The sequence below is a fragment of the Streptomyces sp. NBC_01551 genome, assembly GCF_026339935.1.
Classification (GTDB): Bacteria; Actinomycetota; Actinomycetes; order Streptomycetales; family Streptomycetaceae; genus Streptomyces.
Map to the genome: position 1 here is coordinate 2,206,276 of NZ_JAPEPX010000001.1, position 24,874 is coordinate 2,231,149.

Consider the following 24,874-nt stretch of genomic DNA (forward strand, 5'->3'; position numbering starts at 1 on the left):
CATCTCCGCCACCGTCCGGGCGCGGACCGAACGGGCCCGCCTCCGGGAGCCGCCACCAGCCGCAGGCCGCCGGGCGCTCAGAGGTGATGGACCGGCACGCTCCCGTCGTCGGCCCAGTGCCAGTTGACCGGTTCCCACCGCTTCTTCAGGGCCGTGCGCTGCTTCCCGTACGTCCGCAGCGCCTCCTCGACCACCGCGCCCAGCTCCCCGAGGTCGTCCGGGGCGGGCACCCGCAAGACGAGCTGCTGCTTCCCGTGGACCAGGACGAGATCCCCGGTCGGCGAGGCCTCCATGAGCGTGAAACGGGTCAGCGCCTTGAAGGCCTTGCTCTCAGTGGACAGCTTCGCCCGAAGCTGCCCCTCGGGGCCCCACGCGTACAGGCCGTACCGGTTGAGGTGGAAGGCGTGCCCGCGCCGCGGGTCGGCGACCACCCGCCAGCAGAAGCCGGTGAACGGGCTGTCCCGCCACGGCTGCATGCCGCCCAGGCTGCCCGTCATCTCCCCCTGGCCGTTGAGGAGGACGAACGAGAACGGCCGGCCCCGGCTGCCACCGCGGTAGGTCCGCGAGAAGACCGGCACGACGAACCGGTCCTCGCCGAGCACGGCGGGCCGGCCGAGGTGCGAGCCGTCGTACGCGTACGACCGCTCGGAGCCCGGCGTCAGGAGCTCCGTCAGCGCCGGCGACGGCCGGTTGCCCAGACCCACCGGCTCGTCCCGGTAGCGGACGTACGGGCTGAGGTCGGCCTCGCTCTGGTGCGCCGGCTCGGGGTCGAGCGAGGCGATGGCGCGCAGGGCCGGCTTGGCGTCCGGAGTCGGGAGCGTGTCCGCGAGCGCGACGATGTTGGGAATGCGGCTGCCGTACCGGTGGACGCCGTACTCCGTGGTCACGCACACCGCGCGGCCCGCGGGCGTGAGGCTCATCGAGGTCACGAAGGGGCCGCCCGCTTCGCCCGCCCCGGGTTCCTCGGACACCTCGCGGCCCCGCCCGGTGAAGTGCCCGAGGACGGTGCTCAGATCGGGCGCCAACAGGTGGGTCCGGTCCGCCTGCGCGCTCACCGCTAGCGTGCCGTCGGGCAGCGGGCACAGGGCGAACTCGCCGCCGTGGGCGAGTGCGGAGGGAGACTCCCCCGACCCGGGGCGGCGGAACACGGCGGTGGCCAGCGGGGTGCCGTCCGGTGCGTACCGGGTGAGGATCCGGTACGAGAAGTTCTGCCGGGCCGGGTCCGGTTCGGCCCTGTCGACGCCGTAGGTGTGGCGGTACGCCCCGTACAGCGCGTACGTGTCACCGCAGGGCGCGGTGGCGACGTCGTCCGCGGCCATCCACCAACCGGTGGTGTAGGTGCCGTTCAGGTCGATGGCGTGGGTGTCCACCAGGGACGCGGGCAGCGACAGGGGCAGTGTCTGGACCATGCGGGCCATTGTCCGCCCGGCCACTGACAACGCCGTCAGCCGGAGGTGGAGGTTCCGGCTCCCCGGGCGCCCTGGATCTGGAAGTTGAAGTCGGTGTGCCCCAGCGCACCCATCAGCCGGAGCCAGATCGGGAGCAGCATCTCCGTGCCGCGCGCGGTCTCGATCCCGCCGAGGTCGAGGACGCTCGCCTCCGGCCAGCCGAAGGAGCCCAGGAGTTCGCGTACGAAGGCCTTCGCCGCGGCGTCCTCGCCCGAGACGAAGACGGTGTGCTCGCCGGGGACCCTGGCGGGGTCCACCATGATCCGGCAGTTCATGGTGTTGAGCGTCTTGACCACCCGCAGCCCCGGGAAGGCCCGCTGGATCTGCTCGCCCAGGCTGTCGTCGTCGACCGGGTCCAGGGTGGGCGGGAACCCCTTGGAGAAGTCGAGCGGGTTCGCGACGTCGATCAGGACCTTGCCGTCCAGGTGCGCGGCGTCCGCGTCGGCCAGTGCGGCGAGGCTGACGCGCCCGCCGGTGGCGTTGACCAGGGTCTCGCCCTCGCGCGCGGCCTCCGCGAAGCCGGCGAGCCGGACGCCCGGGTGGGCCGCCTGCCAGTCGGCGTACTCGGTGCGGGCGAGGGTGGCCGCGGGGTCCCGGGTGCCGATGACCGCCTCGTGGCCGAGGGAGGCGAGCCGGGCGGCGATGGTACGGCCGACGATCCCGGTGCCGAGGACTGCGTAACGCATACGGGGTTCCTTCGCGGTCGCGGACGGAGCGGCTGCTTCAGATGCCGAGGTCGTGGAAGAGCTCGTACCGGCTCGGGTCGTCCGGCAGGAACCAATGGAACCCCTCCTCCAGGAACACCGCCACCAGATTCGCCGCGATGACGAGACCGAGGAACCACAGGGCGGACAGCCCCACCGTCCGGTACGCGCCGGGTCCCGCGGTCGGAACGGCCCGGTCCGCCGTGGCGTGCGCGAAGGCGAGGACGACGCCGATCGCGACGACCGAGAGCTGGAAGAGGATCCACGCCCACACGTACAGGTGCAGCCCGAACAGCTCGCCGCCGTAACCCTTGTCCCCCGGCAGGACGTGCAGCATGGTCTGCCGCCACGACGCGAACGAGCCCGCGACGACGGCGACGAGGGCCAGCCCCCAGCCCGTCATGTAGTCCCGGCCGGTCACCGCCCCGTCCCTGAGCGCCGTGCGGACGATGTGCCCGGCGCCCAGCGCCGCGAGCACCATGCACATCCGCTGCACGACGCACAGCGGGCACGTGTGCTCCCCCGCCCCGAACTGGTGGAACAGCCCGCCGCAGACGACGCCCGCCCAGCCGACGACGAAGAAGCAGGCGAACCAGTACTGGACCCGCCCCAGCAGCCCGCCCTGCAGCGGCGCCTCCGGGAGGAGGCTGTGCATGGTCGCCGCCATCAGTGGCTCAGGGTCAGGGCGGGGCCGCCGGTGACGTGGTACGCCATCAGCAGGATCACGGCGAGGAGCGAGACCCACCAGGCCGCGAGCACGACCGTCCGGGACGAGTCCCGGTACATCGCGATCAGCGTGGCGAGGAGCCCGCCGAAGATGAGGGTGTCCATGCGGCGGACCGTACCGAGCGCGGAACACCACAGCGGCCAGGCGCGCCCCCGGCCGCCCGCCGGTTACGTCAGTTGCCGCGCCGTTTGCGGCGGCCGCGGCGGGCGCGGCCGCCGTCGGAGCCGCCGCGGGCGCGGTCGTCCAGGGCGATCCAGACGCGGACCTCGGTGCCGCCGAGCATCGAGCGCCCGATGCGCACGTCGCCGCCCGTGGACTCCGCGACCCGCCGGACGATGTCCAGGCCGAGCCCCGTCGAGCCGTCGCGGCCGCCGTCGTTGCCCCGGCGCAGGGCCGCGTCCGGGTCGGCGATACCGGGGCCGGCGTCCGAGACGAGGACGATGACCGCCTCCCCGGCGTCGTGCACGTCGACCGCGAACGGGGTCGCCTCGGGCGTGTGCCGGAAGACGTTGCCGAGCATGGCGTCCAGCGCGGCCGCGAGCTCCGGCCGGGCCACCGGTATCCGTACGGGACGGTCCACTCCCGCGAGCCGCACCTCGCGGCCCTCGTCCTCCGCGAGCGCCGACCAGAAGGCCATCCGGTCGCGGATCACCTCGGAGGCGTCGCACCCGGCGACGGCGACGGCCGCGGCGGGCGAGCGCTGTTCGCGGGCGGTACGGATGATCGTGTCGACCTCCCGTTCCAGCTGCTCCACCGCCGCCCGGGTCTGCTCGGCGGCCGGACCGTCCCCGAGCGAGGCCGTGTTGAGCCGCAGCACCGTCAGCGGCGTCCGCAGCCGGTGCGACAGGTCGGCGGCCAGCTCCCGCTCGTTGGCGAGGAGTTCCACGACCTGGTCCGCCATCGCGTTGAACGCGACGGCCGCCGAGCGGAGTTCCTTGGGCCCGTCCTCGGGCACCCGCGCCCCGAGCCGCCCCTCGCCCAGCTGGTGCGCGGCGTCCGCGAGCCGCTCGGCGGGCCGCACCAGGCGGGCGCCGAGCCGGTCCGCGACCGCCACCGAGCCCACGATCAGGGCGAGGCCGACGCCGGCGAGGATCACCCAGGCGGTCGTGACGCCGTTGCTGACCTCGCTCTCGGGCACGTAGATCTCGATCACCGCGATGTCCCCGGAGCCGAGCGCGGTGGGCTGGAGCAGCGCCGAACCCCCGCCCGCCACCGAGGCGGTGGTGGCCCGCCCCATCCTGCGGGTCTCGGACACCGCGTGCTCGCCCGCGCGGCCCTTGCCGATGTCCGCGGCCGGGCTGTCGCCCACGGGCGGCAGGTGGACGGCCATCCGCCCGGCCGCGCCCATCTGCGTGGACTCGACCGCCTTGCGCAGCTGCGTGGGGTCGGTGGTGATGGAGAGGGTCGGCGCCATCGTGGCGGCCTGCCGCTCGGCGTTGGAGAAGGCCCGGTCGCTGGCCATCTCCTGGACCACCAGCCCGAGGGGTACGGCGAAGGCCACGACCACCATGGCGGTGACCGCGAGGCACACCTTGACCAGGGCCCACCTCACTGCGGCGGCTCCGGGACCGGCGGCTCCAGCTTGACTCCGACCCCCCGCAGCGTGTGCAGGTAGCGGGGGCGGGCGGCGGTCTCGCCGAGCTTGCGGCGCAGCCAGGACAGGTGCACGTCGATGGTCTGGTCGTCCCCGTACGACTGCTGCCAGACCTCGGCCAGCAGCTCGCGCCGGGCCACGACCACCCCGGGCCGCCCGGCGAGGAAGGCCAGCAGGTCGAACTCCCGCCGGGTGAGGTCCAGTACGGCCCCGTCCAGTTCGGCCTGGCGTCGCAGCGGGTCGATGGCCAGCCCGCCGACCCGCAGCACGCGCGAGGGCGGCTCGGCCCCGGCGGCCGCGCGGGCGCGGCGCAGGACGGCGGCCATCCGGGCGGAGAGGTGCTCGACGGAGAAGGGCTTGGTCAGGTAGTCGTCGGCGCCGTCGTTCAGCAGCCGGACGATCTCGGCCTCGTCGTCGCGGGCGGTCGCGATGATCACGGGCACGTCGGTGATGCCGCGCAGCATCTTCAGCGCCTCCGACCCGTCGAGGTCGGGCAGCCCGAGGTCGAGGATGACCACGTCGAAGCGGTGGTGGGCGACCTCGCGCAGCGCCTCCAGGGCCGTACCGACGCTGCGCACGGTGTGCGCGGCCTCGGTCAGGTGCCGGATCAGGGCGGAACGTACGAACTGGTCGTCCTCGACCACGAGCACACTTGCCATGGGCGGCACCGTAGTCCATTCGGGGGACCGGGCGGGGTGTCGGGCCGCCTCCTGGGCGGGTGGTGCAGTATGTGCCCTGATGCACCGAGGATTCGTTCATGCGCTCGCCTGGACGCTGGCGACCGGGGCGGCGGTGACGCTGTCCTGGTGGGGCGTGCACACGGTGATGTCCGGAACGGCCTACGATCCGCCGCTGGCGGTGCCGCTGACCACGCGGCCGCTGTCCTCCTCGACGCACGACGCGGCGACGCCCTCACCCGCGCGGGCCTCGGACTCCCCGTCCCCCTCCGCCTCCGCCTCCCCCTCGGCGTCGCCGTCCACGAGCGCCTCCGCCGCGAAGCCGTCGCAGAAGGCCGCCCCGCCGGGCCCGAGCCCGGACGGTCAGCGGGGCGGCGGCGGGGATCCGGGCAACGTGAAGGCCTACCCGGTCACGGGCGGCCGGGTGGTCTTCGACCTCGGGACGTCCTCGGCCGAGCTGGTCTCGGCGACGCCGGACGCGGGCTGGCAGATGCAGGTGTGGAAGCAGCCGTACTGGATCCGGGTCACCTTCACCAAGGACGGCAAGGAGATGTCCGTCTTCTGCACCTGGAACGGCCACCCGCCGATGGTGGAGACGTACGAGGGCTAGGCCCTGTCGTCAAAAGGGGCGCCCTCCCGGGCGCCCTCCCGGTCAGGCCGGGCCCGCGGCCCTCAGCGGAACACGGACGGCGGCGGCTGCGGCGAGGCCACCGCCGAGGCGTCGGCGACCGGGGCCGCCCCGCCCGCGAAGTCCGCGAGGGCCCGGCCGTGCTCGACCCGGCCCGGGTGCGGGTCGCTCGCCACCCGGCGCGTGAACTCGCCGACCGGAAGCTCCCGGTCCGCGGCCACCAGGACCGCGTTGCCGAACCGTTTCCCCCGCCACACCACCGGGTCGGCGGCCAGCGCCAGGTGCTCGAAGCGGGACGCGGCCGTCGCGATCTGGCCCTTCAGGTGCGCGAGCGGCGGGCCGTCCGCCAGGTTGGCCACGTACCACCCGCCGGGCGCCAGGGCCCGCCGTACGTCGTCCAGGAACTCGGCGCTCGTCAGGTGCGCCGGGGTCCGCGCGCCGCTGAACACGTCCGCGATCACCAGGTCCGCCCAGCCGTCCGGGACCTTGGCCAGGCCCGCCCGCGCGTCCACCGCGCGGACCCGGACCCGCGCCTGCGGGTCCAGCGGCAGGTGTTCCCGTACGAAGGCCACCAGCCCGGCGTCGATCTCCACCACCTGCTGGGAGGAGCGGGGCCGGGCGGCCGCGGTGTAGCGCGCGAGCGTGAAGGCGCCGCCGCCCAGGTGCAGCACGTTCAGGGGCTGCCGGGCGGGCGCGACGAGGTCGATCAGGTGGCCGATCCGGCGCTGGTACGCGAAGTCCAGGTGTCCGGGGTCGTCCAGGTCGACGTGCGACTGCGGGGCTCCGTCGATCAGCAGCGTCCAGGCGTTGCCGCGCTCCCGGTCGGGCGCCAGCTCCGCCGTGCCGCCGTCCACCTGCCCGACGACCGCCTCGGAGTTCCCGCGCCCGCGCTGCCTGCTGCCCTTGCCCTTGCCTGCCACCACCCCATTGTGACGGGCCGGGGCGGCGCGGGCCTCAGCGGCAGTTGTCGGCGGCCTCGATCAGCCGGGCCGCCTCGCCGAGCGCCGCGCGCAGCACCTCCGGGTCGGTGACGGGCCCGACGGCCTCCGGCGGGAGCAGCCAGCCGGTGCAGCCCGCCGTGGGGGAGGCCGCGCCGGCGTCGACCACGACCGCCACCTCGACGTCGCCGAAGCGCATGCCGCGCCCGTTGGTCTGCGTACAGGCGCTGCCCGGCAGGTCCCAGGCGTCCGCCGTCCCGGGCGGGACGAGGAAGCCGAGGGTGTCGCCGGAGCCGTCGTGCAGTACGGGGCCGACTCCGACGCAGAGGCCCGCGGTGGCGTGGCCGGCGGTGCGGCGGATGATGTCCACCGCCTCCAGCCCCTGGCGGGCGGGGACGGTGACCAGGTCCGGCGCCTCGACCAGCAGCGGGGTGGCCGCTCCCGGCTCGGACGCGGTGTTCGTTCCAGTGCTCTCCATGCCGCCCTCCACCAAGGGAATCTCTCCTCGATCCGCATACGAGTGCAGGAGTCTGCGCCGGAGATCCGGGAGTCGCCTCCCACTCCGCACGGGTTCAACGCGCGGGAACGTCAACGGGTGCGGCGCAAGGATGCCGCAAAGGATGGCAGTTCATGGCGGATCGTGGGTGAGATATCCGTTTTGTAGCCAAACACCGCATGCGGGGGCGGTCGCTGGCGGTACGTTCATGCGCGCCGGGCAGGCAACCGCATCACACGTCACATGACCGGCAGCGCATTCCTCGCCAGAGAGGTCACGTCCATGGCGGCGTCCCCCCACTCACCCAACTCCACGTTCCGGCGGCTGCGCGGACCGCACTCCCCGGCCGAGTTCGCGGCCATGGTGCGCCGGGCTGCACGGGAGATCGGCGAAACGGTTTCCTGCGACGCCCGTTACATCGGCCGGGTCGAGTCCGGCGAGATCCGCTGCCCCAACTACGCCTACGAGCGGGTCTTCCTGCACATGTTCCCCGGCCGGACCCTGGCCGACCTGGGATTCCCGCCGCGCGAGGCCGTCCGCGGCCGGTCCGCGCAGCGCACCCCCCTCACCCCCAAGGAGAGCGACGTGCTGCGTCGCGCGTTCATGGCGGGCGGCTCCGCGACGGTGGCCGCCGCGACGCTGGGTCTCACCCTGCTCGGCGACGGCCGCCGCGTCCCCTCCCGCGCCGGCGAATCCGAGGCCGCGGCGGTCGAGGAGGCCGTACGCCAGATCCGGCTGCTGGACGACCGGCACGGGGCCGACGCCCTCTACCGGCGGGCCGCGGAACCCCTGCGCACCGCCTACGCGTTGCTCGACGCGGGGGCCACCCGGCAGTCCACCGAGGACCGGCTGCACGCGGGCGCGGGCGAACTGGCCGTCTCGGTGGGCTGGCTGGCGCACGACTCGGGCCGCTTCGACGACGCCCGCTCGCACTACGCCGAGGCGCTGGCCACGGCCCGGGTCTCGGGCAACGCCGGCCTGGAGGCGCACGCCTTCAGCAACATGGCGTTCCTGGCCGGGGACTGCGGGCGCGCCCGCGAGTCCGTACGCGCCGCCCAGGCGGGCCGGCGCGCGGCCCGCTCGCTGGGCTCCCCGAGGCTGCTGTCGCTGCTCGCGCTGCGGGAGGCGGGCGGCTGGGCGGGGCTGGGCGACCGCAGGGCCTGCGAGGAGGCGCTGACCCGGGCGCACACGGAGTTCTCCCGGGGCGGGACGGGCGCCGACCCGGAGTGGATGTCCTTCTTCGGCGAGGCCGAACTGGAGTCCCTGGAGGCGCGCTGCTGGGCGGCGCTCGGCGAACCCGCCCGCGCGGCCCGGCACGCCCGCCGCGCGGCCGACCTCCAGGACCCGCACTTCGCCCGGAACGTGGCCCTCTACACCGCCGAACTGGCCGACAACCTGGCCCACGCCGGCGCCCCCGACGAGGCGGCCTGGGCGGGCGGGCGGGTCCTGGACCTGCTCACCGAGGTGCACTCCACCCGGATCCGGTCGATGCTCTCGTCCACGGCCCGCACCCTGGTCCCCCACCAGCGCTCCCCCCGCGTCGGCGCGTTCCTGACCCGCCACGCGACCGCCTGACCGGGCCGGGCCCGGCGCCACGGAGCCTGCGGGCGGGCCGGCGGGACCGGACGCCGTCAGACGCCGACGTACTCGTACACCGCGCCGTCGGGGTGCCGCAGGACGGCCCGGCGCCCGTTGGGCGTGTCCGCGGGGGCACCGATCACCTCGGCCCCGGCGGCCTCGCCCGCCGCCACGACGGCGTCCAGGTCCGCCACGGTCAGCGTGGCCGACACCGCGGCGAACCGCTCCGCGATCCCGTCGGGCCCGGTGAAGAGCAGGAACGGACCGGTGCTCGCCAGCTCCAGCCCCGCGAAGGCGAACCGGGCCGCCGGTTCGCCGGTCAGCTCCTCGTAGAAGGCCACCGCCGCGCCGAGGTCGTCCACCCGCCGCCGGAGCACCACAGAAGTGATCGTCACGGCCCCATTCTCACAGCCGCGCCCCGACCCCAACCAGCAGCCCCCGTACGGGACTTCGGGCCCCGGCTACGAGTCCAGGTGCCCGGTGTCGTTCCAGCGCTCCAGCGCGGGGGCGCCGTAGGCCCAGCCCAGCACCGAGAGGGAGGTCGGCTCCAGGCGGATGCGGGCGCCGAAGGAGACGTCGAAGCCGAGCCAGCGGGCGGCCAGGGTGCGCAGGATGTGGCCGTGGGCGAAGACCAGGACGTCGCGGTCGGCCGCGCGGGCCCAGGCGACCACCTCGTCCGCGCGGGCGCCGACGTCGGCGACGGACTCCCCGCCGGGGACCCCGTCGCGCCAGATCAGCCAGCCGGGCCGGACCGCCTGGATCTCGGCCGGGGTCATGCCCTCGTACTCCCCGTAGTCCCACTCCATCAACGCGTCCCACGGCTCCGCCTGCACGCCGAACCCGGCGAGCTCGCAGCTCTCGCTCGCGCGCACCAGCGGGCTGGTGCGGACCTCGACGCCGGGCAGGCCCTTCCACGGATCGCGCGCCAGCCGCTCGCCGAGCAGCTTCGCGCCCCGCTTGCCCTCCTCCAGCAGGGGCACGTCGGTGCGTCCGGTGTGCTTGCCGAGCTGGGACCACGCCGTCTGGCCGTGGCGGGCCAGCAGGATGCGGGGGGCCATGTCAATTCTCCCGGGCCGTGTGGATGCATACGGTATGCACGGATTCGCGGCTTTCCCTGCGATTCCGTCGTCCGCCCATCATCCAACACACGAACACCAGGCAACTCCTCGCACCTCACGCGCGTCATACACCGTATGACCAAACGGCAGCGGCCTACGCGATGGTGGGCAGAACTGCTGCTCCTGGGACTCGTCTACGGGGCGTACTCGGGCGGCAGACTCCTCGTACGCGGCGACGTGGCGCTCGCCACGGAGCACGGGCTCGCCATCCTGGACGTCGAGGGACCGCTCGGCATCGACTTCGAACGCCCGCTCAACCGGCTCTTCTCGGAGACGGGCTGGCTCGGCATACCCGCCGACTTCATATACGCCTCGATGCACTACCTCGTCACCCCGGCCGTGCTGCTCTGGATCTACCACCGGCGGCCCGCCCACTACCGCGCCGCCCGCACCTGGCTGGTGGCCTCCACCCTCCTCGGGCTCGTCGGCTTCAGCCTGATGCCCACCTGCCCGCCCCGGCTGCTCGACGCCGCGCAGGGCTTCACGGACACGATGGCCCAGTACAGCGCCTACGGCTGGTGGGGCGCCGAGGCCAGCGCCCCGCGGGGGCTCGGGGCACTCACCAACCAGTACGCGGCGATGCCGAGCCTTCACGTCGGATGGGCCCTGTGGTGCGGGGTCCTGCTGTGGACGCACGGCCGCCGCCCGCTGGTGAAAGCTTTCGGCATCGCGTACCCCACGGTCACCACCCTGGTGGTGATGGGCACGGCCAACCACTACTTCCTCGACGCCGCCGCGGGAGCGGCCGTGATGGGCCTCGGTTTCCTGCTCGCGCGCGGCCTCGTGACCCGCGGCTTCGGTACGACAGTCGCCGGTTTCCGGCGTAAGACCACGATTGTCAGTGGCGGATGGGACACTTCCGCCCGTGAGCTCCTACCCGCCCAGCGGCCCTCCGCAGATCACACCGCAGACGACGACACTGCGGCAGCGGCTCGCTGACCTGCGCGGCCCCGCCGTGCCGCCCCGCCCGCTCGACGCCCGGGCGCTGGCGGCGCTCGCCGCCAACCCCGGATGCGGCAGACGCGCCCTGCTGGACGGCGCCGGAGTGGACAAGACCGCGCTCGCCGCGGCCCTCGGCTCTCCCGCCGCCTTCGGGCAGTCCCAGTTCGCGATCGTCCGCGGGAACTCCTTCGAGGCCAAGGTCAAGGGCGACGGCGGCGCCGAGCTGCTGCGGCTGGTCCACGCGCGGCTCGACGCCGGTACGGAGCCGCCCGGTCCCGGGGCCCGCGTCCCCGACCTGACCGCCGCCGGGCCCGAGGGCCGCGCCGCCCGCACCGCGCTCGCGCTGCGCGAGGCGACCGCCGCCGGGGCCGCGGCCGGCGCCTGGACCCTGCTGGACCACCCGATGCTGGCCCTGGAGGTGGCGGGCTCCCCCGCCTACCTGGAGCCGGACGCCGTCGTGGTGCATCCCGACGGCCGCTGGACCGTGGTGGAGATCAAGTCGTTCCCGATGATCGACGGGGCCGCCGACGCCGCGAAGGTGGGCGCCGCCGCCCGGCAGGCCGCCGTGTACGTGCTGGCCCTGGAGAAGACCGCCGAGAAGCTGGACGGCGCCACCGTCGGCCACCAGGTGCTGCTGGTCTGCCCCAAGGACTTCTCCAACCTGCCCACCGCCGCCGTGGTCGACGTCCGCCGCGAGCGGGCCGTGACCCGGCGCCAGCTGGAGCGGCTGACCCGGGTCGAGGAGCTGGCCGCGGCCCTGCCCGAGGGGCTCAGCTTCGACCCGGCGCGGCCCTGCGAGGAACTGACCGAGGCCGTCTCCGCCGTCTCCGCCGCATACGCCCCCGAGTGCCTGGCCGCCTGCGAGCTGGCCTTCCACTGCCGGGAGCGGGCCCGCGCCGCCGACGAGGTGACCTCGCTGGGCCGTTCCGTACGGGGCGAGCTGGGCGCGCTGACCACCGTCGGGGCGGCGCTCGCGGCGGCCGCCGGGTGCGGTTCCCCCGACGACCCGACCGCGGCCGCGCTGCACCGGGCGGCCCGGCTGCGCGCCGAGGCCCTGGAGCAGGCCCCCGCCCGCATCGCGGCGGAGGAGGCCGAATGTCCCTGCTGACCACCCTGGCCCGGCTGGAGGCCGTCCGCGCGGGGCGGGCGCAGCCGCTGGCGACCGTACGGCACCGGCATCTGAGCGCCGATCCGCTGGTCTTCGTACCGCTGACGACGGCGGGCGAGGCCGGGGCCCCGCTCGGGGCGATGGTCGGCACCGACCGGCACGACCCGCGGATCCTCGTCATACCGCAGCCGCGCGACCGGGACCTGCGCTGGGAGTTCCTGGCGGACCTGGCGGAGCGGGTGATGCCGTACATCGACGGGTACGCGGACGCCGTGGAGCCGGCCGAGCGGACCGAGACCGACCCGGAGACGGGCAAGCGGGTCAAGGTCGAGACCGAGCTGTGCGTCGACGCGCCGCAGCTGATCGTGCCGAGCAGGGCCGGCATCGAGTACGTCCGCCTGCTCGGGCGGTCGATGCGGTTCCGCCGGACCGCCGAGGAGGACCCCGACAACCCGTACCCGGCGCCCACCCAGGTGCCGCTGCTGGGCCGCTGGTTCACGCACCTGGGCGAGCGCGCCCGGGTGCCGGGCTCCTCGATGCTGCTGTCGGCGACGGACCTGCTGTCCCGGCACTGGGCGACCGGCCAGAGCAACCTGGAGGACCAGCACCTGCGGGCGCTGCTGGAGTGGATCGACCCCGGTGAGGGGGCGTCCGGCGCCGAGCGGGCGCTGCGCGTGGAGCTCGGCCGGGACGCGGCCGGCCAGCTGCTGGTCCCGCCCGCCGGTCCCGCCACGGATCCGGCCTTCGACAACAAGCTGCTGGCCCCGGCGATCGCGAAGTTCGACGCGGCGCGGGCTGCCGAAGCCCGGGACGGGGACGGGCCGCGGTTCGCCGAGCGGGCGATCCGCCGGCTGGTCGTGGACCAGATGCAGAGCACCTGGTGGTCGGTGTGGCACGCCCTGGACCTACTGCGCGAGCTGCCGCCCGGGGAGCGGGCCGAGGAGCGCTGGACCCGCGACCGATGGTCGTACACCGGCCACCGGGACCGGGTCCGAGCGGGCGAACCCCCGCAGCCGCGCCGCGACGACGCGGTGACGGCGGCGCAGAAGCTGGCCACGCGCGAGACCGAGCAGGTCCGCCTGGACGCCCAGGAGGCGCTGGACGACGCCCTGGTGATGGCGGGCCGGCGGCTGGCGGGCGAGGCGTTCGCCGGTGAGGTCACCGAGGTCGTCATGGAGTGGACGCAGTCAAAGCGGCCCAGCCCGCGCCCGCTGGTGACGGTGGCGACGGAAGACCGGCCGCAACTGGAGGACGGCGGCGGCGGGAAGGTGTTCCGCTCGCTGGACGGGCGCCCGCAGGCCGCCGAGTTCGTGCGCTTCGAGGAGGACGGACGGCTGGTGCTGCGGCTGCTCGACAAGATGGGCCGCGGCCGGGAGCCCGAGCCGGGCTCGGTGCCGGAGAAGGGCGACCGGGTCTGCTGGACGCTGTTCGAGCACGACGCGCGCGGCGGCCCGAAACTGCCCGACCCGGAGCAGACCCCGTGGACGCACGGCGGACCGCCCGGGCACCTGACCGGCCCCGTCCCGCCCGACCCCGTGACCGCCGAGGACGTGCTGTGACCTCCTTCGACCCGGGGGCCGCGGCCGCCCAGGCGACCGCCGCGATCCTGCGCGACACCCTGCACGGGAGCGAGCGGGGTGTCGTCGTCGACTCCCCGCCCGGGGCCGGCAAGTCCACGCTCGTGGTCCGGGCGGCCCGGGAACTGGCCGCCGCCGGGCGCCGCCTGATGGTGGTGGCGCAGACCAACGCGCAGGTCGACGACCTGGTGCTGCGGCTCGCCGACAAAGACCCGGAGCTGAAGGTCGGCCGACTGCACAGCAGCGACGGCGACGCGTACGACCCGGCGCTGCGCGAGCTGGCCTCGGTCACGCTGTCGGCGAAGCCGGGGGACCTCGCGGAGCTCCCGATCACCATCTCGACCGCGGCGAAGTGGGCCTACGTCAAGGACGTGGAGCCGTGGGAGCACGCCATCGTCGACGAGGCGTACCAGATGCGTTCGGACGCGCTGCTTGCCGTGGCGGGGCTGTTCGACCGGGCGCTGTTCGTGGGCGATCCGGGGCAGCTGGACCCGTTCAGCGTGGTCGGCGCGGAGCAGTGGGCGGGGCTGTCCTACGACCCGTCCGCCTCGGCGGTGTCCACGCTGCTGGCGCACAACCCGCAGCTGCCCCAGCACCGGCTGCCGGTGTCCTGGCGGCTCCCGGCGACGGCGGCGCCGCTGGTCTCGCGGGCGTTCTACCCGTACACGCAGTTCCGCAGCGGTACGGGTCCGGGCGAGCGGCGGCTGTCGTACGGGGTCGCGGGCGACGGCTCCGGCCCGGACCGGGTGCTGGACGAGGCGGCCGAGTCGGGCTGGGGTCTGCTGGAGCTGCCCGCCCGGCACACCCCGCGCACGGACCCGGAGGCGGTACGGGCGGTGGCGCTGGTGGTGCGGCGCGCGCTGGACCGCGGGGCGGTGACGCGGGACGAGCAGAGCGAGGGCCCGGCCCCGCTGACGGCGGACCGCATCGCCGTCGGCACGGCCCACCGCGACCAGGCGGCCGCGGTCCGCTCGGCGCTGGCCTCGCTGGGCGTCACCGGGGTCACGGTGGACACCGCGAACCGGCTCCAGGGGCGCGAGTACGACCTCACGGTGGTGCTGCACCCGCTGTCGGGCCGCCCCGACGCGACGGCGTTCCACCTGGAGACGGGCCGGCTGTGCGTGCTGGCCTCCCGGCACCGGCACGCCTGCGTGGTGGTGGCCCGGGCGGGCATAGCGGAGCTGCTGGACGACCACCCGTCGACGGAGCCGGTGCAACTGGGCGTGACGGTGAAGTTCCCGGACGGGTGGGAGGCCAACCACTCGGTCCTCGCCCACCTGGCGGAACACCGCGTGCCCTGGCGACCGTGAACCCCGTCGGCCGACGCCGGGGCCACGCGCCCGCGCCCCGATCGCCGGACGGAGTCCGGCACGCCGCCGCAGGCGGCCGACGGACACAGCCCGGACGGGTGGGAGGCCAACCACTCGGTCCTCGCCCACCTGGCGGAACACCGCGTGCCGTGGAAGCCGTAGGCATTCCGGCTCGGCGCCCGCGCCCCCGGCGGGCGCCCTGCCGCGCCCTTGCGCGGCGTTGGACAATGGACGGTGGCCCGGAATCCGTACCAGCAGGAGGACACGCATGGCAGAGCCCGAGCGGACCGAGCGGAGGTTGCGGCCCGCGCCGCTGCTCTTCGAGCCCTCGGAGGCGGCCAAGGACCCGGAGCACTTCTTCGACCTGGAGTCGATAGAGGACCCGGCCGAGCTGCTGGCGCGCGCGACCGAGCTGGCGCTGGCGTTCCGCGCCGCCGAGGACCGGGCCGTGGAGTTCCAGGCGCTGGCGGCGGCCCAGCTGGCGGATCCGCGGCGGTTCGACCGGCTGTCCCCCGCCGCGATCGCCGAGCGGGCGGAGTGGACCGAGGACTACGCGCGCCGGATGATCGAGTTCGGCGAGGACCTGCAACGCGGCCCGGGCCCGGAGGCCTCGTAGGACGACCCCGGCACCGAGGGGGCGGAACGTGACGCGCGCCACATCCGGCATATGCGGCGCGCAACATACCCCACCCGCCGGAGCGGTGTCCCGGTTTTGAGTAACTCCACGGATTCGCTGCGCTACGGGCGGTACACCTGGCATATGACGACCCTGACCGGCTGCCCCGCCCTCGACGTCCGGCCCACCGCTCCCGCGACGCACGTCACCCCGCCCGGTGCCGCCTGGCTCGCCTCCGCCTCCGCCCAGCCCCGCGACACCCTCGCGCTCTGGGAGGCCCGGCCCACCGCCCCCGCCGTGCTGCCCTGCGGGACCGCCTTCGACGTCGTCAACGTCCCGCTCGTCCTCGGCCGCCGCATGCTCGACCTGCTCTGGTCCGAGGGCCCCGGCTCCGGCCCGGCCGCCGTGCACCGCGGCCGGCTGCTGCTCTTCGCCGCCCCCGGCGCGGCCCACCGGCTGCCCGCCCTGCTGGCGTGGGAGGAATCGACGGCTCCGGTCGCGGCCCCGCTCTGCCACGGGCTCGGCGACGCCGTCACCGTGCCGCCGCTGGCCGCGGGCCCCGGGCCGTCCCGCTGGCTGGTGGCCCCCGACGCGCGGACGCCGTGGCTCCCGGGGCCCGAGGCGCTGCTCTGGGCGTTCGTGCGCGCCGCCCGAGCTGCGGATATCGATTTTTCCTTCCGCCGGTCCTGATGCTAATGTCTTCCTCGTCAGCAAGCGCCGCTAGCTCAGTTGGTTAGAGCAGCTGACTCTTAATCAGCGGGTCCGGGGTTCGAGTCCCTGGCGGCGCACAGACGGAAGAAGCCCTCCGCAGCGAAAGCTGCGGAGGGCTTCTTCGTTGCGCCGGCGGTCTGCGCCACCAGGAGACCGCCGGACGACATCGGGCCGCTAGGTCGTGATTTTGACCGTGTACGCGCCGGACTGGGTCCGGTCGGCCACCTCGATGGTGATCCGCTCGCCCGGCACCGTGAACGTCTCCCCCACCTCCAGCGGCGCGTCCGCCAGCGGCGGGTAGACCGAGCGGTCCCAGCAGGCCTCCGAGTCCGGATGCGCGTCCAGCACCTCGATCGGGCCGCCGCCCGAGGCCGCCTCGTTGCGGACCCGGTAGACCAGGACCCCCTCCGTGCAGGTGTCCCCGTCGTTTCCGGCGGAACCCCGCGCCTCGACGGCGATCGCGCTGCCGGCGCCCGTACGGACGACCGCGAGCCGGGTCCCGCCGGTGCCGCCCGGCAGCGGGGCCTCGGCGAGCGGCTGGAGGGTGTGCAGCGAGGAGCCGGACTGCACGCAGTCCACCTGCGAGGCGTCCAGCCAGCCCAGCTTCCACTTGTGCCAGGCGAACAGGTCCGGGGCCATCCCGAACTGGCTGCCCATGACGTCCCAGTCTCCGACGTAGGTGTCCCAGTCGCCCTTGCCGTCCGAGGGCCGGTGATAGAGGTCGGGCAGGTCGAAGACGTGCCCGGTCTCGTGGGCCAGCACGTTGCGGTCCGGCGGGTGCTGCTCGAAGACGGTGACGATCCGCCGCAGCTCGGTGCCGTCGGCCGTCAGGGGGCGGTCGAAGTTGACGACCTTCGTGGCGTCGGAGTCCACCCCGGGCGCGTCCGGGTCGGCGACGAAGTACACGACGTCGTACTTGCCGAAGTCCACCTCCGGGTCGGCGCTCGCGACCGCGTCCCGCAGGTAGGCCGCCCGGTCCTCGGGGGCCCAGTCGCGCTGTATCCCGTACGCGGTCGACGGCTTGGGCATCCGGATCCACTGCCTCTGCGGGTGCGGGACCAGCCGGAACCGTCCGTACGAGGCGCGCTCGAAGAACTCGCTGGTGGCGGGGAAGTAGTCGCGGGTCAGTTCCGCGGGCGTGAGGGCGGTCCGGTGGTCGGGGAAGGAGAGGAAGACCATGACGGCGTTGAGGGTGCGCTCGGGCCTGGGGTACGCGGCGTTCCAGGTGTCCAGGCCCAGCGAGTGGTGCGCGGCCGTCCGGCTCAGCGCGCACGGTCCGGCCCCGGGTTGGGCCACCGCGGGGCCCGCGACGAGCGACATCGCGGCGAGCGCCGCCAGGGACGTCACCCCGGCCGCGGCGCTGCGCAGGCGGGAGCGGTCCACTCCCCCGGGTGTCTGCTGTCGCGGCACGTCGACCTCCGGTGGTGGATTGGTACCTTTCTAGCCACCTTGAGGCGATTGTCTTATTAATGCCCTGTTCCGCTGCCCCACACGAGTGAGCGGTGCGGCAAGTCGGTGACCCCCGGGATTCACGCGGTGCCTACAGAACGTCACGATCGATCACGCGAGATCAGGCGAGGTCGGCAGGTGCTCACAGTCGCGCGGAAACGATCGCCCGGCGCCCGGCCGATGAGGCGTCATCACGGCGAAGTGCCGCGCCCCACACGGCGACGCCGCTGGATAGGGCCGTCCGGTGCCTCTATGATCGGCACACTTTCCTGCACGGACACTCACGAGCACTGCGGGAGCCAACGGTGAGCGGAACCTCAGAGGGAACCGGTTCGGCGGCCGACAGCATCCTTTCGGCCATTACGGAGCGTCACCCCGCAGTGTCGGCGACGGCAACTCCGTCGCGGACGGAGTCCGAACTGCGCGACTACCGGGCCGCCTTCAACGCGGCCCATCTGGCGATGGCCGTCGTCGACCGGGGCGGCTACGTCGTCGCCGCCAACGACGCCCTCGCCGAGCTGCTCGGCACCGAGCCGCACGCGCTCGTCGAGCAGCACGCCGCCGACCTGGTGGACCTGGCCGCGGAGGCCCGTACCTGGCAGGCGTACCAGGAGGTGCTGCGCGGCCGGCAGGCCCGGCTGCGCTGCACCCGGCGGCTCAAGCACCCCGACGGGCACTCGCTGTGGACCGAGGTCACCCTCGGGCCCGTGCCCGGCACGGGCGAAGTCCTGCTGTCGGTCGCCGACATCAGCGACCGGCGCGACCTCCAGGCCCGGCTGCGGCACCTCCAGATGCACGACCCGGTGACCCGGCTGCCCAACCGGGCGCTGTTCTTCGAGCGGCTCTCCGCCGCCCTGGAGCACTCCTCGTACGAGCAGGGCGGCACGGGCCGGATCGGGCTGTGCTACCTCGACCTGGACGGGTTCAAGGCGGTCAACGACACCATGGGGCACCGCGTCGGCGACCGGCTGCTGACCGCCGTCGCGGCCCGGCTGACCCAGTGCGCCGACCAGTCCGGGTACGGGCGTACGGGCGGGCACCTGGTGGCGCGGCTCGGCGGCGACGAGTTCGCCCTGCTGGTCGAGGACTCCACCGGCACCGAGCAGCTCGCGGACCTGGCGCGCAGCGTGCTGGCCGCCGTACAGGAGCCGTTCGACCTGGCCGGGCAGCGACTGTCGGTCTCCGCGTCGATCGGCGTGGTGGAGCGGGCCGCCGCGGACACCTCGGCGACCGCGCTGATGCAGGCCGCGGACACCACGCTGTACTGGGCGAAGGCGGACGGAAAGGCCCGCTGGACCCTCTTCGACCCGGAACGCAACGCCCACCGCATGACGCGGCAGGCGCTCAGCTCGACGCTGCGGCCAGCGGTGGAGCGGGGCGAGTTCGCGCTGGAGTACCAGCCGCTGGTGGACCTGGAGAGCGGGGCGGTGCGCGGGGTGGAGGCGCTGGTGCGCTGGAACCACCCGCAGTTCGGCACGCTGACGCCGAATCGGTTCATCGGAATTGCGGAAGAGGACGGGTCCATCGTCCAGCTGGGCAGCTGGGTGCTCCGGACGGCCTGCCGGCAGGCCCGGCGCTGGCAGATCGAGCAGCCGAGCGACTCCCCGGTCTTCGTGTCCGTGAACGTCGCGGTGCGGCAGGTGTGGGACTCCGACCTGGTCGGGGACGTGGCGGAGATCCTGGCCGAGACCGGGCTCGCGCCGCAGCTGCTCCAGCTGGAGCTGACGGAGTCGGCGGTGATGGGCTCGGCGGGGCGGCCCTTGCAGGCGCTCCAGGCACTCAGCGACATGGGGGTGCGGATCGCCATCGACGACTTCGGCACCGGCTACTCGAACCTGGCCTACCTGAGCCGGCTGCCGGTCTCGGTGCTGAAGCTGGACGGCTCGTTCGTGCGCGGCTTCCGCTACGACGAGGGCGCGCACCCGAACCCGGCCGACGAGACCATCGTGGAGGCCCTGGTCCAGCTGGCGCACCGGCTGGGCCTGACGGTGACGGCGGAGTGCGTGGAGACCGCCGGGCAGGCGGCCCGGCTGCGGCGCGTGGGCTGCGACACGGGCCAGGGCTGGCTCTACTCCCGCGCGGTGGCCCCGGAGCTGATCGCCCAGATGATCGGCACCCGCCCGGGCGCCGACGACCACCGGTAGGGCGCCCCCGCCGAGAGCGGGCGCCAGTGCGCCCCGCACCCGGATTCCGGGGCGGGGCGCAGTGGCTCTCGGCGCGGGGTGGGGGGATCAGCAGGCGCCGAGGTCCTTCCAGACACCCCATTCACCGGTGGTGCCGGGCACCTCGTTCTGCGTCCACCACTGGGCCTTGTACTTGCGGCCGTTGTGGGAGACCTCGTTGCCCGCCGTGTAGACGGTGCCCGCGACGTAGGCCGGGACGGAACCGCAGCCGGTGGTCGGCGGGGTCGTCGGAGGCGTGGTCGGCGGGGTCGTCGGAGGCGTGGTGGGCGGAGTCGTGGGCGGAGTGGTCGGCGGCACTGTGGTCCCGCCGAGGGCGTCCGAGATCTGGTTCAGCAGCGTGGCGTTCGCGTCCAGGCCGAGCAGGGAGTACATCATCGCGCCGGCGAGGCCGCGCTGCTTGCCGTAGTCGACCCGGGCCTGGATGGACTTCTGGTTGAGGCCGGTGAAGAACTCGCCGTCCTTGTAGAAGTACGAGGCCTTGGCCTGGTCGTCCCAGAAGGTGGTCGCCGGGTTGTCGACGATCCCGCCGAGCTCCTTGTAGTTCGCGATGCCGGCCTGCTGGCTGGTGGGCCGGGCGGCGGAGGGGCCGGTCGCCGTCTGGGCGAGGCCGTGGGTGGTCCCGGCGGGGACGCCCTTCCAGCCGCGGTAGTAGAACTCGTAGCCCAGCGTCAGCTTGTTGGCGGGGAAGCCGCCGGCGATCCCGTAGGCCGCGTTGCCGTCGAGCCAGGAGTCGATGGCGTTCTTGATGCCGTACTTCTGGGTGCCCGGCGCGATCGGGTCGGTCGGGTCGGCCGCCGAGTTGTCCAGCGGGGACTGGTGGTAGGTCGGCCCGTCGCCGTCCCAGGCGCCGTGCATGTCGTACGTCATGATGTTCGCGTAGTCGAGGTACGAACCGATCTTGTCCGTCTCGATGTACTTGATCTTGTCCTGGCCGGCCGGGAGGGCCGCGGTCAGCAGGTACTTCTTGCCGCCGTTGGCCGCGCCGTAGGCGTCGAGCTGCTCGCGGAACTCCTTGAGCAGGAGCGTGAAGTTCTGCTTGTCCTCGGGGGCGTAGTGGTTGCCCAGGTGGCCGCCGGAGGAGCCGGGGTACTCCCAGTCGATGTCGATGCCGTCGAAGACGCCGGCCGCCGTGCCCGCGCCGCCGAAGCCGCCCTCGACCGGCAGGTTGCCCTTGATGTACTGGTCGATGCAGGAGGACACGAGCTTCTTGCGGGAGGCGTCGGTCTTCGCCGCGTCGCTGAAGTACTTGGAGTACGTCCAGCCGCCGATCGAGATGTTGATCTTCAGATGCGGGTACTTCGCCTTCAGCTGCTTGAACTGGTTGAAGACGCCCACGATCGGCTGGTCCCACTTGTCGGCGACCCCGCTGACGCTGTCGGCCGCGCCGAAGGACTTCTGGTAGTCGGCGTACGAGTCGCCAGCGCCGTCACCGGCGTTGGGGTTGTTGTCGTCCCCCGCCGCCTTGTTCGCCTCGAAGCAGGTGAGGTTGGTGGGGTGGATGTTGCCGAACGAGTAGTTGATGACATCCAGCTTGCCCGCTATGCCGCGGGTGTCGAGGTGCTTGGGGTAGAAGGCGTTCCCGTACACGCTCCACTGGTCGTAGTAGGCGATCCGGACGCCGCCCGCCGAGGCGGTGGTCGAGGAGTCGGCGGCCGCCGCCGTGCCGAGTCCCGCGAAGGAGGCCAGCGCCCCGGCTGCCAGCGCGGCCGTGGCGGCGGCCGCGATGAGGGGTTTACGGATGTGCATGAACTGACTCCGTGGGGGTGGGAGGGGAAGCGAGAGATCAGGTGGGAGAAGTGATAGCGATCACCCCGCGCCCGAGTCAATGGTTTGGACCAAAGAAGGACTAGACCACTCCCGCGTCAAATCCCCTCGTCAGAGACCTGAGCGCACATCAGAAACCGCTCGCCACCCCGGGTGACGAGCGGTTTAAGGGTGCCTTCAGGCACCTGCGCGCAAGGTTTCGGCAACAAACCAGCCAAACCCCGTTCGCAATCAATCAGTCACGTTCGGCGGGGAGTTCCGTCATCCCGTACGCATCTGCGACGAGCTCGTACGACCGCACCCGGGCGGCGCCGCTGTGCGCGTTGACGGTCAGCATCAGCTCGTCGGCGCCCGTCCGCTTCGCCAGGTCGTCCAGCCCGTCGCAGACCTCGTCGGGGGTGCCGTGGGGGATGTTCGCGAGCCAGCTCTCGGTGAACTCCCGCTCCGCCGGGGAGAAGGGGTACGCGGCCGCCTCCTCGGGCGTCGGGACCAGCCGCGGCCGGCCGGTGCGCACCAGCAGCGACGACAGCGCGCCCGCGCGGGCCTGGGCGCGGGCCTCCGCCTCGGTGTCGGCGGCGAGCGCCGCGACGCCGATCACGGCGTACGGGGCATCCAGGACGGCCGACGGGCGGAAGGACTGCCGGTAGAGGTCGAGCGCGGGCAGGGTCCCGGCGGGCGAGAAGTGGTGGGCGTACGCGAAGGGCAGGCCGAGTTCGCCGGCCAGCCGGGCGCTGTAGCCGGAGGAGCCGAGCAGCCAGATCGGCGGCCGCCCGGTCAGACCCTGCACGGGCCCGGGTATGGCGTGCACGCGGGAGTACGGGTGCCCGTCGGGGAAGTCGTCGTCGAGGAAGCGGGTGAGCTCCGAGAGCAGGCGCGGGAACTCGTCCGCGGCTTCGTCGAGGCGCCCGGGCCCGCGCAGCGCGGCCGCCGTGCGCCCGTCGGTGCCGGGTGCGCGGCCGAGCCCGAGGTCGATGCGGCCCGGGGCCATGGCCTCCAGGGTGCCGAACTGCTCGGCGATGGCGAGCGGGGCGTGGTTGGGCAGCATGACGCCGCCCGAGCCGAGCCGGATGCGGGAGGTGTGGGCGGCGAGGTGCGCCAGGATCACGGCCGGGGAGGAGCTGGCGACCCCGGGCATGGAGTGGTGCTCGGCGACCCAGTGGCGCGTGTAGCCGCGGGACTCGGCGAGCCGGGCGATGTCGACACTGGTGCGCAGGGAGGCGTGGGCGGTGCTGCCCGCTCCGACGGTGACGAGGTCCAGCACGGAGAGCGGCACCGGCGCCCGGCCCCGCACGGTCCCGCGGACCGGGTCCGCGTTCCCCGCCGCCCCCTCGCGCCCCGCGCCCCGACCCGCGTCCCTGATGTCACTCATCGTCGCTCCCGTCCCTTTCGATATCCGTACGAAGATGTCGAACCGTGGCGCGGCGCCGGGCATTCCCGGCGCATTCCGGGAATCCTGGACCCCGGTCATGCCGGTGGCATATGCCAAACGAATAGGGCCTGCCAGAGGGACACGATCGAGCCATCAATCTCCCCAACCGGCGCTCCACGTCGGCCTCTTGATGGCTATCGTGGTAAGGCAAGCGGTAGCAACCTGGTAGGGGGAAAACCGTGGCGCTGAAGCCCGAGCCGACCGCGCCGTTCCACTCGGTGCAGTACGCCCTTCGCGTACTCGAAACGATCGCCCGCCACACCGGCGGTGTGACCGACGTACAGATCGCGCGTGAGACCGGCCTGCCCGCGGTCCATCTCACCCCGATGCTGCTCATGCTGCGCCGGGAAGGGTACGTGCTCCAGGTGTCGGACGGCGCGTACGCGATAGGTGATTCCCTCGTGCTGCTCGGCTCGGGGATCGATCGCCAGCAGGCGCTCCAGGACAAGCTCCAGGAGACCCTGGACCGGCTGCGGGACTCCGTCGGCGCGGCGGTCTACATCAGCCGGTACGTGGACGGCGAGGTCAGGATCACGCAGTTCGCGGACAGCCCGCGCACCCCGAAGGTGCACGAGTGGGTCGACTTCCGCTCGGCGGCGCACGCCAGCGCGGTCGGCAAGTGCCTGCTGACACAGCTCGACCAGAACGGTCGGCGCGACCACCTGTCCCGCCACAAGATCGCGCGGCTCACGTCGAAGACGATCGTGAACGAGCGGATCCTGTTCTCGAAGCTCGACGCCCAGCCCGCCACGGTTCCTGTGCTCGACCTCCAGGAGTACGCCGTCGGCACGGTCTGCGCGGCGGTGCCGATCACGGCGGGCGCATCGGTCGGCTGCCTGGCCCTGTCGATGCCGGTCGAGCACGCGCACCGGCTGCGGGCCGCCGCGGACGCGCTGAACCGGAAGGCCGCGCCGCTGCTGCTGTCGCTGACGCTCTGAGGCGGGTGCGGGGCGGGGTCGCACACCCCGGAAAACACTTCGGGCGGTTCCCGGTGAACCGGAAACCGCCCGAAGGACAGGTGCGCCGCCAGGGACTCGAACCCCGGACCCGCTGATTAAGAGTCAGCTGCTCTAACCAACTGAGCTAGCGGCGCCTGCTGACAGAGAAAATACTACCCGGTCCCGAGGGGTGCTCAAAACCAATACCCCCCGGGCCGGGCGAGGGCGTGATCACCAGGTGGTCACGACTTGCGAATCCTCCTCGGTGCGCACGCCGACCGTGCCGGTGTCCCCGTAGATCTCGTGCCGCCACGCGCCGAACACCGCGGCGATCCGGCGGGCGTCCTCGGCCAGGCCCTTGCCGACGCTCCCGGTGGAGAAGGTGACCCAGGCCTCGGAGGTCTTCGCCGTCTTGCGGACCCGGACCTCTTTGACGCCGTTGCGCGCAACGAAGTGGTCCGCGTCGGTGCGGTGGGCGGCGTAGTACGCGTTGAAGTCGCGGGTCATGTCGTACCAGCCGGCCACGACGGCGCAGGGGGCCGCCGCGCTGCCGTCGGTGGGGACGTTCGGGCCGCCGGTGTCCTCCTCGGTGGGGACGTCGGGTGTGCCGGTGTCTTCCTCGGTCGGGATGTTCGGGGTACCCGTGTCCTCCTCCGTCGGGATGTTCGGCGTGCCGGTGTCCTCCTCGGTCGGAATATTCGGCGTGCCGGTGTCCTCCTCCGTCGGGATGTTCGGGGTACCCGTGTCCTCCTCCGTCGGGAGGTTCGGGGTGCAGGTCGGCGCGGCCGGGGCCGCGGAGGGCGGGGCCGCCGCGGTCTGGCCCGCCACGCGGGTGCCGCAGGCTGCCAGCGCGAGGCAGCAGAGGCCCGTCGCGGCCAGCCGTGCGGTCGCGGCAAGGGTTGCGGAAAGGCTCGTGGAAACAGCTGTCATGGTCATCCC

At 73.6% G+C, this 24,874-nt stretch carries 23 protein-coding genes, 2 tRNA genes and 1 pseudogene; 11 read left to right on the forward strand and 15 right to left on the reverse strand.

All coding sequences use genetic code 11. The annotated features are described in order from the left end of the window. Positions 1-77 precede the first annotated feature (77 nt). From OG982_RS09880 to OG982_RS09905, 6 genes are all read right to left on the reverse strand, one after another. A complete protein-coding gene (locus OG982_RS09880) occupies positions 78-1,409 on the reverse strand; it encodes a hypothetical protein (RefSeq protein WP_266787973.1) in 1,332 nt (443 codons plus the stop codon). Positions 1,410-1,444: 35 nt separating this feature from the next. Further along, positions 1,445-2,134: an NADPH-dependent F420 reductase gene (locus OG982_RS09885; RefSeq protein WP_266787972.1), complete on the reverse strand. Its 690-nt coding sequence runs from the start codon at positions 2,132-2,134 to the stop codon at positions 1,445-1,447. A gap of 37 nt (positions 2,135-2,171) precedes the next feature. Beyond that, positions 2,172-2,807, reverse strand: coding sequence for a disulfide bond formation protein B (locus OG982_RS09890; RefSeq protein WP_266787971.1), 636 nt, complete (start codon positions 2,805-2,807; stop codon positions 2,172-2,174). Positions 2,808-2,818: 11 nt separating this feature from the next. Beyond that, the gene (locus OG982_RS09895) at positions 2,819-2,983 is read right to left on the reverse strand and encodes a DUF5993 family protein (protein ID WP_266787970.1); all 165 of its coding nucleotides are present in this window, start codon (positions 2,981-2,983) and stop codon (positions 2,819-2,821) included. A gap of 68 nt (positions 2,984-3,051) precedes the next feature. Further along, a complete protein-coding gene (locus OG982_RS09900; protein ID WP_266787969.1) occupies positions 3,052-4,431 on the reverse strand; it encodes a HAMP domain-containing sensor histidine kinase in 1,380 nt (459 codons plus the stop codon). Then, positions 4,428-5,132, reverse strand: a complete 705-nt coding sequence (locus OG982_RS09905; RefSeq protein ID WP_266787968.1) for a response regulator transcription factor — start codon at positions 5,130-5,132, stop codon at positions 4,428-4,430. The genes OG982_RS09900 and OG982_RS09905 overlap by 4 nt, the downstream gene beginning before the upstream one ends. Positions 5,133-5,211: 79 nt before the next feature. Here OG982_RS09905 and OG982_RS09910 point away from each other — a divergent pair, with 79 nt between their 5' ends. Beyond that, positions 5,212-5,760: a hypothetical protein gene (locus OG982_RS09910; protein WP_266787967.1), complete on the forward strand. Its 549-nt coding sequence runs from the start codon at positions 5,212-5,214 to the stop codon at positions 5,758-5,760. 62 nt (positions 5,761-5,822) lie between these two features. Here the strand turns inward: OG982_RS09910 and OG982_RS09915 are convergent, their stop codons facing one another. Together OG982_RS09915 and OG982_RS09920 are read right to left on the reverse strand one after the other, a co-directional pair. Further along, the gene (locus OG982_RS09915) at positions 5,823-6,632 is read right to left on the reverse strand and encodes a spermidine synthase (RefSeq protein WP_266792071.1); all 810 of its coding nucleotides are present in this window, start codon (positions 6,630-6,632) and stop codon (positions 5,823-5,825) included. A gap of 100 nt (positions 6,633-6,732) precedes the next feature. Next, positions 6,733-7,194 carry a hypothetical protein gene (locus OG982_RS09920; RefSeq protein WP_266787965.1) on the reverse strand — a complete coding sequence of 154 codons (462 nt, stop codon included), beginning with the start codon at positions 7,192-7,194 and terminating at the stop codon, positions 6,733-6,735. Between the two features lie 300 nt (positions 7,195-7,494). Here OG982_RS09920 and OG982_RS09925 point away from each other — a divergent pair, with 300 nt between their 5' ends. After that, complete coding sequence (locus tag OG982_RS09925; RefSeq protein ID WP_266792069.1) at positions 7,495-8,787, forward strand: tetratricopeptide repeat protein; 1,293 nt, start codon at positions 7,495-7,497, stop codon at positions 8,785-8,787. Positions 8,788-8,843: 56 nt separating this feature from the next. Here OG982_RS09925 and OG982_RS09930 read toward each other — a convergent pair whose 3' ends face one another. Together OG982_RS09930 and OG982_RS09935 are read right to left on the reverse strand one after the other, a co-directional pair. Beyond that, entirely contained in the window at positions 8,844-9,185 is a 342-nt protein-coding gene (locus OG982_RS09930; RefSeq protein WP_266787964.1) for a VOC family protein, read from the reverse strand. 66 nt (positions 9,186-9,251) lie between these two features. Continuing rightward, complete coding sequence (locus OG982_RS09935) at positions 9,252-9,848, reverse strand: histidine phosphatase family protein (protein WP_266787963.1); 597 nt, start codon at positions 9,846-9,848, stop codon at positions 9,252-9,254. Positions 9,849-9,983: 135 nt separating this feature from the next. Here OG982_RS09935 and OG982_RS09940 point away from each other — a divergent pair, with 135 nt between their 5' ends. From OG982_RS09940 to OG982_RS09970, 7 genes and pseudogenes are all read left to right on the forward strand, one after another. After that, entirely contained in the window at positions 9,984-10,847 is an 864-nt protein-coding gene (locus OG982_RS09940) for a phosphatase PAP2 family protein (protein ID WP_266787962.1), read from the forward strand. Then, positions 10,774-11,958 carry a hypothetical protein gene (locus OG982_RS09945; protein ID WP_266787961.1) on the forward strand — a complete coding sequence of 395 codons (1,185 nt, stop codon included), beginning with the start codon at positions 10,774-10,776 and terminating at the stop codon, positions 11,956-11,958. Before OG982_RS09940 ends, OG982_RS09945 begins: the two co-directional genes overlap by 74 nt. Beyond that, on the forward strand, positions 11,946-13,517 hold the full coding sequence (locus tag OG982_RS09950) for a hypothetical protein (protein ID WP_266787960.1): 1,572 nt from the start codon (positions 11,946-11,948) through the stop codon (positions 13,515-13,517). Before OG982_RS09945 ends, OG982_RS09950 begins: the two co-directional genes overlap by 13 nt. Further along, complete coding sequence (locus tag OG982_RS09955; RefSeq protein ID WP_266787959.1) at positions 13,514-14,845, forward strand: AAA domain-containing protein; 1,332 nt, start codon at positions 13,514-13,516, stop codon at positions 14,843-14,845. Before OG982_RS09950 ends, OG982_RS09955 begins: the two co-directional genes overlap by 4 nt. A gap of 268 nt (positions 14,846-15,113) precedes the next feature. Further along, positions 15,114-15,461, forward strand: a complete 348-nt coding sequence (locus OG982_RS09960) for a hypothetical protein (protein WP_266787958.1) — start codon at positions 15,114-15,116, stop codon at positions 15,459-15,461. A gap of 144 nt (positions 15,462-15,605) precedes the next feature. Beyond that, a pseudogene (locus OG982_RS09965) lies at positions 15,606-16,185 on the forward strand (bifunctional DNA primase/polymerase). Beyond that, positions 16,176-16,249, forward strand: a tRNA-Lys gene (locus OG982_RS09970). Before OG982_RS09965 ends, OG982_RS09970 begins: the two are co-directional and overlap by 10 nt. 97 nt (positions 16,250-16,346) lie before the next feature. On the opposite strand, the gene OG982_RS09975 is transcribed toward OG982_RS09970, so the two are convergent. Beyond that, positions 16,347-17,582, reverse strand: a complete 1,236-nt coding sequence (locus OG982_RS09975; protein WP_266787957.1) for a M6 family metalloprotease domain-containing protein — start codon at positions 17,580-17,582, stop codon at positions 16,347-16,349. 344 nt (positions 17,583-17,926) lie between these two features. Between OG982_RS09975 and OG982_RS09980 the strand changes: the two genes are divergently transcribed. Next, positions 17,927-19,765 (forward strand): bifunctional diguanylate cyclase/phosphodiesterase, encoded by a 1,839-nt coding sequence (locus tag OG982_RS09980; RefSeq protein WP_266787956.1) that lies wholly within the window; start codon positions 17,927-17,929, stop codon positions 19,763-19,765. Between the two features lie 87 nt (positions 19,766-19,852). Here the strand turns inward: OG982_RS09980 and OG982_RS09985 are convergent, their stop codons facing one another. Continuing rightward, positions 19,853-21,550, reverse strand: a complete 1,698-nt coding sequence (locus OG982_RS09985) for a glycosyl hydrolase family 18 protein (protein ID WP_266948346.1) — start codon at positions 21,548-21,550, stop codon at positions 19,853-19,855. 253 nt (positions 21,551-21,803) lie between these two features. Further along, a complete protein-coding gene (locus OG982_RS09990; RefSeq protein WP_266787954.1) occupies positions 21,804-22,937 on the reverse strand; it encodes an LLM class flavin-dependent oxidoreductase in 1,134 nt (377 codons plus the stop codon). Between the two features lie 239 nt (positions 22,938-23,176). On the opposite strand from OG982_RS09990, the gene OG982_RS09995 reads away from it, so the two are divergent. Beyond that, positions 23,177-23,935: an IclR family transcriptional regulator gene (locus tag OG982_RS09995; RefSeq protein WP_266787953.1), complete on the forward strand. Its 759-nt coding sequence runs from the start codon at positions 23,177-23,179 to the stop codon at positions 23,933-23,935. Between the two features lie 81 nt (positions 23,936-24,016). Here the strand turns inward: OG982_RS09995 and OG982_RS10000 are convergent. Both OG982_RS10000 and OG982_RS10005 read right to left on the reverse strand, forming a co-directional pair. After that, positions 24,017-24,090 (reverse strand) — tRNA-Lys (locus OG982_RS10000). A gap of 76 nt (positions 24,091-24,166) precedes the next feature. Beyond that, a complete protein-coding gene (locus OG982_RS10005) occupies positions 24,167-24,865 on the reverse strand; it encodes a hypothetical protein (protein ID WP_266787952.1) in 699 nt (232 codons plus the stop codon). Positions 24,866-24,874: the final 9 nt, after the last annotated feature.

Coding starts and splice junctions, on each gene's coding strand:
- OG982_RS09895 (WP_266787970.1), bottom strand. CDS start 2,983: ATGGACACCCTCATCTTCGGCGGGCTCCTCGCCACGCTGATCGCGATG.
- OG982_RS09960 (WP_266787958.1), top strand. CDS start 15,114: ATGGCAGAGCCCGAGCGGACCGAGCGGAGGTTGCGGCCCGCGCCGCTG.
- OG982_RS09940 (WP_266787962.1), top strand. CDS start 9,984: ATGACCAAACGGCAGCGGCCTACGCGATGGTGGGCAGAACTGCTGCTC.
- OG982_RS10005 (WP_266787952.1), bottom strand. CDS start 24,865: ATGACAGCTGTTTCCACGAGCCTTTCCGCAACCCTTGCCGCGACCGCA.
- OG982_RS09910 (WP_266787967.1), top strand. CDS start 5,212: ATGCACCGAGGATTCGTTCATGCGCTCGCCTGGACGCTGGCGACCGGG.
- OG982_RS09990 (WP_266787954.1), bottom strand. CDS start 22,937: ATGAGTGACATCAGGGACGCGGGTCGGGGCGCGGGGCGCGAGGGGGCG.
- OG982_RS09985 (WP_266948346.1), bottom strand. CDS start 21,550: ATGCACATCCGTAAACCCCTCATCGCGGCCGCCGCCACGGCCGCGCTG.
- OG982_RS09890 (WP_266787971.1), bottom strand. CDS start 2,807: ATGCACAGCCTCCTCCCGGAGGCGCCGCTGCAGGGCGGGCTGCTGGGG.
- OG982_RS09950 (WP_266787960.1), top strand. CDS start 11,946: ATGTCCCTGCTGACCACCCTGGCCCGGCTGGAGGCCGTCCGCGCGGGG.
- OG982_RS09885 (WP_266787972.1), bottom strand. CDS start 2,134: ATGCGTTACGCAGTCCTCGGCACCGGGATCGTCGGCCGTACCATCGCC.
- OG982_RS09925 (WP_266792069.1), top strand. CDS start 7,495: ATGGCGGCGTCCCCCCACTCACCCAACTCCACGTTCCGGCGGCTGCGC.
- OG982_RS09935 (WP_266787963.1), bottom strand. CDS start 9,848: ATGGCCCCCCGCATCCTGCTGGCCCGCCACGGCCAGACGGCGTGGTCC.
- OG982_RS09920 (WP_266787965.1), bottom strand. CDS start 7,194: ATGGAGAGCACTGGAACGAACACCGCGTCCGAGCCGGGAGCGGCCACC.
- OG982_RS09880 (WP_266787973.1), bottom strand. CDS start 1,409: ATGGTCCAGACACTGCCCCTGTCGCTGCCCGCGTCCCTGGTGGACACC.
- OG982_RS09905 (WP_266787968.1), bottom strand. CDS start 5,132: ATGGCAAGTGTGCTCGTGGTCGAGGACGACCAGTTCGTACGTTCCGCC.